The organism is Streptomyces sp. MS191, from assembly GCF_008042125.1.
Classification (GTDB): domain Bacteria; phylum Actinomycetota; class Actinomycetes; order Streptomycetales; family Streptomycetaceae; genus Streptomyces.
Genome location: NZ_RDBI01000040.1, coordinates 1,888,010 through 1,894,063, shown reverse-complemented (window position 1 = coordinate 1,894,063; position 6,054 = coordinate 1,888,010). Strand labels below are relative to the sequence as shown.

Below are 6,054 nucleotides of genomic sequence, written 5' to 3'. Positions count from 1 at the left end.
CCCATGTCGAGGGCGAGGGTGGCACGGCGGATCGCGGCGGGCGCGGCGTACGGCGGCGGCAGCATCGGGCTGCTCGGAGTGGCCTCAGCTCGTACGGCCCTTGGCGTCGAAGGCCTTCATGCCCATGTCGAGGGCGAGGGTGGCACGGCGGATCGCGGCGGGCGCGGCGTACGGCGGCGGCAGCATCGGGCTGCTCGGKGTGGCCTCAGCTCGTACGGCCCTTGGCGTCGAAGGCCTTCATGCGGTCGAGCACGCCGTCCGCCGTCGGGGCGATCATCTCGTCGACGATCCGGCCGTCCGCGAGGAAGACGACACGGTCCGCGTAGGAGGCGGCGACCGGGTCGTGGGTGACCATGACGACCGTCTGGCCCAGTTCGCGCACCGAGTTCCGCAGGAAGCCCAGCACCTCGGCGCCGGAGCGCGAGTCCAGGTTTCCGGTGGGCTCGTCACCGAAGATGATCTCGGGCTTGGAGGCCAGGGCGCGGGCCACGGCGACGCGCTGCTGCTGGCCGCCGGAGAGCTGCGCGGGACGGTGTCCGAGCCGGCCGGACAGGCCGATCATGTCGATGACCTGCTCCACCCACTGCTTGTCGGGCCGGCGGCCCGCGATGTCCATGGGCAGGGTGATGTTCTCCAGCGCGGTCAGCGTCGGGAGCAGGTTGAACGCCTGGAAGATGAAGCCGATCTTGTCCCGGCGCAGCTGCGTCAGCTGCTTGTCCTTCAGGGTGCCGAGCTCTGTGTCGCCGATGCGGGCGGAGCCCGAGCTGAAGGAGTCCAGCCCGGCGACGCAGTGCATCAGGGTGGACTTGCCGGAACCGGAGGGGCCCATGATCGCGGTGAACTCGGCCTGCCGGAAGTCCACGGAGACCCGGTCGAGTGCGACCACCTGGGTCTCGCCCTGTCCGTAGACCTTCGAGAGATCCGTGGCGCGGGCTGCCACCGCGGTGGCGCGGGGCACGGTGGTGGTGGTCTTCACGAGGGGGGACTCCTGTCACTTCGGCTGCTCGGGAACCACTCCATCGTGTCGGCCGTTCCGGCCGAGGTCGTCCGTCCACGTGCCCGTTCCCGGGGCAGCCTGGAGTCGCATCGGGGGGCCGCCCTGTCCTCCTGAGGTATGACGGGAACCCCGACGGGTCCCCCGGGAGTGCTCCTCGACCGGGTACCCCGTGGGGGAGTGCGCCACAGGGCGGCGACTTTCCGTCATTCCGAGGTGGACGCCTTTGCGCCTGCGAGCCCCGTCACAGTTTGCCGATGGGGCCCCCACCTGCACTGACACACCCTCAGACCTCAATAAAATAAGACAACATCGGGAAGCTGTTCGGCTGAACGGGGGAGGCGTCCCGATAGGCTCATGTGCCAACGCGGCGACGCGCGCCATGCCCGGATGGTGGAATGCAGACACGGCGAGCTTAAACCTCGCTGGCCTTCGGGCCGTACCGGTTCGAGTCCGGTTCCGGGCACAGCTCCCCCTCGTCCCGCCCTCGAGCTCACCGCGATCGTGAAAAAGATCCTCCCCGAGCACTAGGGTGCTTCTTTTGCTTCCGCATTACTCTTGACGCAAGGCTGCGCAGTGCGGCCATGGAGGAGTGAGATGAGGAGCAGTAACCCGGTCTTCTCGCGACGGGGGTTCAGCCGCGACCACGGCCCCGCCGGCTTCGACGCGCAGCAGCCGCAGGCCGGGGGCCCCGCCGTCGGGACGAACCCGTATGCCCAGGGCACCGGCAACCCCTACGCGACCAACCCGTACGCGACGCAGGACACCCAGTACGCCGCCCCGCCGCAGACCCGCGGCGACGTGATGACGATCGACGACGTCGTGAGCCGTACGGCCATGACGCTCGGCACCGTCGTGATCACCGCGGCCCTGTCGTGGTTCCTGCTCCCGGTCGACGAGGCCAACCTCGGCAAGTCGTACGGCATCGCCATCGGCGCCGCGCTGGTCGCCTTCGTCCTGGCCATGGTCCAGTCGTTCAAGCGCAAGGCCTCGCCGGCGATCATCCTGGCCTACGCCGCGTTCGAGGGCGTCTTCCTCGGCGTCATCTCCGCCGCGGTCTCGACCTACATCTCGCCCGGCGTGGTCGCCCAGGCCGTGCTCGGCACGATGGCGGTCTTCGCCGGCGTGCTGATCGCCTACAAGATGCGCTGGATCCGCGTCACCCGCCGCTTCTACGGCTTCGTGATGGCGGCGGCGATCGGCTTCGTCCTGCTGATGGCCGTCAACGCGCTGTTCTCCCTCTTCGACGGCGCCGGTGACGGCCTGGGCTTCCGCAGCGGCGGCCTGGGCATCCTCTTCGGCGTGATCGGCATCATCCTCGGTGCCTGCTTCCTCGCCCTGGACTTCAAGCAGGTCGAGGACGGCGTGACCTACGGCGCCCCGCGCGAGGAGTCCTGGCTGGCCGCCTTCGGCCTCACCATGACCCTGGTGTGGATCTACCTGGAGATGCTGCGCCTGCTGTCGATCCTGCAGGGCGACGACTGACGCACCCGCGGGCGGCCCGGTCGCCCCGTGCGTGCGTGAGCACGTGAGCACATGACGTAGGGCCCGTCCGGCATCCGCCGGGCGGGCCCTACGGCGTGCGGGGGCGCGGGCGGAGCGGGGGAGCGGATGGAGCGGGCGGGGCCGGCGGGTGGGCGGCCCGGACGCCCGAAGGCCCGCCCGGGGTGCTGCCGGGCGGGCCTTCGAGCCCTGAAGGGGACGGGACGCCGGTGTCCGCCGGCTTCGGCGGCCTCCCGGTCAGAGCAGCCGGCGGGCCGCTCGACGAAGGTCGTACTCGTGGACGATCGCCTTCGCGTGGCCGTACGCGAGGTCGTGTGCACCCCTGAGCCAGCTCACCTTCTCCTCGAAGCGGACGAGAGAAGGGCCTTCGTCGACGGTGCGAAGCCAGTCGGAGACTTCACGACCGGTGCAATGGGGGATGCGGGCGAGCAGGTTGCGATGGGTCTCTTCGGAGAAAGCGTGGGACATCGGCGCCTCCGGACGCGTGTTGCCGTGTGCTCCTTCCCGTCACCGTGCCTGACCGTTCGCCCGTTGGCAACAGTCCCTGGAGGGCGCGTAGGGTCGCGGAGTGCTTGATACGAGTGAACTGAACGCCGTCGTCGAGCGGTTCGCCGACCGCCTGCGGGCCGCCCCGCAGAGCCGCCTCCAGCGTGGTGCCGCCGCCGAAGGACTGGAGCTGGCAAGGCAGTTGGCGCTGCGCGCGCAACGGATCGAGGAGCCGGACGGCCCCCTTCGGGTCATCCCGGACGCGGGGGTCTTCGCCGTCGCGGACCAACTCGTGGTCGCCGGGCACGATCTGGCCGAAATCCTGCGAACGGCCCCGGCCGATTCCCGGGAGAGGGAACGGGACGAGGCCGTGGGGCTGGTCCGTGAGGCGGAGCGCCGGGCGGGGCTGTAGCCGTCCGGCCGGAGCGCGCGGCGCGGTGTGCCGGCGGCCGCGCGGTGCGTCGCGCCGGTCAGAGCGAGGCGATGACCCGGTCCGCCAGGATGTAGACGCTCTCGGTGTCGCCGCAGGAGAAGGTCAGGGCGTAGGCGCCGGAGATGCCCGAACCGCCCAGCAGGACCGGAGTGTGGCCCGCGCGCAGGGCCTCGGCGAGACGCTCGGCGGTCTCGCGGTGGCCGGGGGTCATGCAGAGCGTGGTGCCGTCGGCGAAGACGTACACGTCGAGGGTGCCGAGCGGTCCGGGGCGGACGTCGGTCAGCGCGGTGGCCGTGTCGGCGAGCTCCTCGAGACGGGCCACCGTGCGCTCGTGGTCGGTCACGACGGGTGTCTGCACCGGGACGAAGTCGGGGTGCGAGGGGTGCCGACGGCGGGCCGCGGCGAGCTCCGGGGAGTCCTCGGCGTACTCGGTCAGCTCGGGGAACTCCTCCAGGACGCTCTCGGCGGCGACGCCGTCGAGAGCGGCGGCCTCGGCCTCCATCGCCTCCAGCGCCATCGCCTCCAGGCCCACGAAGTCGGCCTGGCGCGGCACGAAGAAGGGGGCGTCCTCGCCGGAGCCCGACAGTCCGCCGAGCAGCGAGGGGGCGTCGGCCGAGTCCCGGGCCTCCTGGGCGGCCCAGAAGGCGCGCGCCTCGGCGAGCTCCCGCTCCCGCTCCTCGGCCAGCGCCTCGGCGACCGCGGCGCGTATCTCGGCGACGGGCGACTGCCGGGCGTGCGGCACGGAAACACCGTGCGCGGCGGCGAGTTCGCTACGCAGAGCGGCGACCTGCTTACGGAGACCGTGGGCAGCGTGCAGGGCGGCGGCGCCCACGGCCGTGGCGGCGGCCGTGGTCACCAGCAGGGCAAGAGACATGGCGCTCACTGACGTACTCCCGATTCCGAGTCGATCCCCCGACTTCCTACATCAGCTTGGCCTGAGGGTGTGCCTCCTGTCAGTGCATTACGTCACGAATTGGACAGGTATTTATGCCCGGTGTTTAGTCCCGATGTGGCCGTGACCTGCAGAAACGACTCTCCCCCGGGACGTAGGTCACATCCTGGGGGAGATTCGGTCACGGCTGGGACGCGGGACGGTTGGAATCCCCGCAGTCAGGCCATGGGAGCGCTGCCGGTGCCCGACCGCACCGAACCGCCCCGCCACGGAACGCAGGTGCCGCCCTCGTGCCTCGGGCGACCCCTACCCTCCGCTCCGGCTCAGCTCAGCCGCTCGGCCTGCCGGGTCGCGCTGCGCCTCGCCACCGCTGCGGGCAGGTGCCGCCCTCGTGCCTCGGGCGACCCCTACCCTCCGCTCCGGCTCAGCTCAGCCGCTCGATGACCATGGCCATGCCCTGGCCGCCGCCGACGCACATCGTCTCCAGGCCGAACTGCTTGTCGTGGAACTGGAGGCTGTTGATCAGCGTGCCGGTGATGCGGGCACCCGTCATGCCGAAGGGGTGGCCGACGGCGATGGCGCCACCGTTCACGTTCACCTTGTCCAGATCCAGGCCCAGGTCCTGGTACGACGGGATCACCTGCGCGGCGAACGCCTCGTTGATCTCGGCCAGATCGATGTCGCCGATGGTCAGACCCGCACGCTTCAGGGCCTGCTTGGAGGCCTCGACCGGGCCGAGGCCCATGATCTCGGGGGACAGGCCCGAGACGCCGGTGGAGACGATGCGGGCGAGCGGCGTCAGGCCGAGCTCACGCGCCTTCGTGTCCGACATGATCACCAGCGCCGCGGCGCCGTCGTTCAGCGGGCAGCAGTTCGCCGCCGTCACCAGACCGTCGGGGCGGAAGACCGGCTTGAGGCCCTGGACACCCTCCAGGGTCACGCCGGCGCGCGGGCCGTCGTCCGTGGAGACGACCGTGCCGTCCGGCGTCGTCACCGGGGTGATCTCGCGCTCCCAGAAGCCGTTCTTGATGGCCTGCTCGGCGAGGTTCTGCGACCGCACGCCGAACTCGTCCATCTCCCGGCGGCTGATGCCCTTCAGCCGCGCCAGGTTCTCCGCGGTCTGGCCCATGGCGATGTACGCGTCCGGGACGACGCCGTCCTCGCGCGGGTCGTGCCACGTCGAACCCTCGGACTCGGCGACCGAGGCCGTACGGGCCTCCGCCTCGGCGAAGTACGGGTTGTGCGTGTCCGGCAGCGAGTCGGAGTTGCCCTTCACGAAGCTCGACACCATCTCGACACCGGCCGAGATGAAGACGTCGCCCTCGCCCGCCTTGATGGCGTGCAGCGCCATGCGGGAGGTCTGCAGGGACGACGAGCAGTAGCGGGTGATCGTGCAGCCGGGCAGGTGGTCCATCCCCATCTGCACGGCGACGATGCGGCCCAGGTTGTTGCCCTGCTCGCCACCGGGAAGGCCACAGCCGAGCATCAGGTCGTCGATGTCGCGCGGGTCCAGCTCGGGGACCTTGGCGAGAGCGGCCTGGACGATGGTCGCGGTGAGGTCGTCGGGGCGCAGGTCCTTCAGGGAGCCCTTGAAGGCCCGGCCGATGGGGGAGCGGGCGGTCGAGACGATGACGGCTTCGGGCATCACGGCTCCATGAGGGTTCTGGGGTGCGGTTCTGGCAGGACTGAAGGGGAAGTTACCTGTACGTATCGTCTCGGTCACCGTGCAGACGGTGTGATGCCCGA

Annotated in this window: 6 protein-coding genes and 1 tRNA gene; 3 read left to right on the top strand and 4 right to left on the bottom strand. The window is 70.7% G+C overall.

Annotated features, from left to right (window positions below; translation table 11 throughout):
* Nucleotides 1–205 precede the first annotated feature (205 nt).
* Nucleotides 206–976, bottom strand: coding sequence for an ABC transporter ATP-binding protein (locus tag EAO71_RS15665; protein ID WP_147978286.1), 771 nt, complete (start codon nt 974–976; stop codon nt 206–208).
* Nucleotides 977–1,378: 402 nt separating this feature from the next.
* On the opposite strand from EAO71_RS15665, the gene EAO71_RS15660 reads away from it, so the two are divergent.
* Nucleotides 1,379–1,460, top strand: a tRNA-Leu gene (locus EAO71_RS15660).
* 131 nt (nt 1,461–1,591) lie between these two features.
* Complete coding sequence (locus EAO71_RS15655) at nt 1,592–2,479, top strand: Bax inhibitor-1/YccA family protein (protein WP_147978285.1); 888 nt, start codon at nt 1,592–1,594, stop codon at nt 2,477–2,479.
* A 255-nt stretch (nt 2,480–2,734) separates the two neighbouring features.
* Here EAO71_RS15655 and EAO71_RS15650 read toward each other — a convergent pair whose 3' ends face one another.
* Nucleotides 2,735–2,965: a DUF4287 domain-containing protein gene (locus EAO71_RS15650; RefSeq protein ID WP_147978284.1), complete on the bottom strand. Its 231-nt coding sequence runs from the start codon at nt 2,963–2,965 to the stop codon at nt 2,735–2,737.
* Between the two features lie 100 nt (nt 2,966–3,065).
* On the opposite strand from EAO71_RS15650, the gene EAO71_RS15645 reads away from it, so the two are divergent.
* Nucleotides 3,066–3,395, top strand: coding sequence for a hypothetical protein (locus EAO71_RS15645; protein WP_147978283.1), 330 nt, complete (start codon nt 3,066–3,068; stop codon nt 3,393–3,395).
* 58 nt (nt 3,396–3,453) lie between these two features.
* Here EAO71_RS15645 and EAO71_RS15640 read toward each other — a convergent pair whose 3' ends face one another.
* Together EAO71_RS15640 and EAO71_RS15635 are read right to left on the bottom strand one after the other, a co-directional pair.
* Entirely contained in the window at nt 3,454–4,290 is an 837-nt protein-coding gene (locus tag EAO71_RS15640) for a hypothetical protein (RefSeq protein ID WP_187282679.1), read from the bottom strand.
* Between the two features lie 442 nt (nt 4,291–4,732).
* Nucleotides 4,733–5,953 carry an acetyl-CoA C-acetyltransferase gene (locus EAO71_RS15635; RefSeq protein ID WP_147978281.1) on the bottom strand — a complete coding sequence of 407 codons (1,221 nt, stop codon included), beginning with the start codon at nt 5,951–5,953 and terminating at the stop codon, nt 4,733–4,735.
* Between the last annotated feature and the right edge of the window lie 101 nt (nt 5,954–6,054).